Origin of the sequence: Rhodococcus sp. AB351 (genome assembly GCF_049538275.1) — a bacterium.
Taxonomy (GTDB): Bacteria; Actinomycetota; Actinomycetes; order Mycobacteriales; family Mycobacteriaceae; genus Rhodococcus.
In genome coordinates, this window is the sequence record NZ_JBMVFW010000037.1 from 1 (window position 1) to 884 (window position 884).

The 884-nt window shown below is 66.1% G+C and carries 1 protein-coding gene; it reads right to left on the reverse strand.

Features of this window, described 5'->3' with window-relative positions:
* On the reverse strand, window positions 1–884 hold an 884-nt coding region (locus tag ACPCXD_RS22890), incomplete at both ends, for an MBL fold metallo-hydrolase (protein WP_423661208.1).

An 884-nucleotide genomic window follows, 5' to 3' on the forward strand; every position in this document is an offset into this window, starting at 1 on the left:
TCACCGGGATAGGTGATCAGCACGATCTTCTCGCCGACCTCGGCGACCATGCCGCCGGTCTCGGCGAAACGCCCGTCGAACCCGACGTTGACCGATCCGCGCAGATGCCCAGCGGCGAAATCGTCGACGCTTCTCGCATCGAGAACACGCGTGCCGGCCTCGAGTTCGGCCTTCACCTGCTCGGGGTTCAGCTCGGGAATGGTGCGGTCCTGCAGCAGAAGCGGGTGCATCCGCTTGTTCATCGCGGCGTCGACCGAGAAGTACGACGGGGCGGCCGGCTGCCCTTCGGTGACCAGGGCGACGAAGTCGTCCTCGCTCATCGGTTGCACGGACGGATTCGTGGCGCGCTGCTCCCCGATGGTCGAGGTGAGTTCGGTCGACAGGTTCTTTCCGCACGACGAACCGGCGCCGTGAGCGGGCATGACGACGACCTCGTCGGGCAGCGTCAGCAACTTCTCGTGCACGGTGTGGTACATGGCCCGCGCCAGATCGCTGGTCGAGCCGTCTCCGAGGTTGACCAGGTCGGGACGGCCGACGTCGCCGATGAACAGGGAGTCGCCGGTGAGAACCGCGGTCGGGACGGCGCCGGGGTGTTCGCGCACCAGCACCGAGATCGATTCCCAGGTGTGGCCCGGGGTGGACAGGATTTCGAGTTCGACCTCGCCGAGGGAGAGCTTCTCGCCGTCGCGCAACCGCCGGATCGGGTAGTCGGTCTCGGCGGCTTCACCGAATCCGATCCACGCACCTGTGGCGTCGACCAGTTCGAGGTGGCCGGAGACGAAGTCGGCGTGGAAGTGGGTGTTGATCACACCTTCGATGGTCAGCCCGTACTTCTTTGCGTCGGACAGGTATTCGGTGATGTCGCGGCGGGGGTCGACCACGAC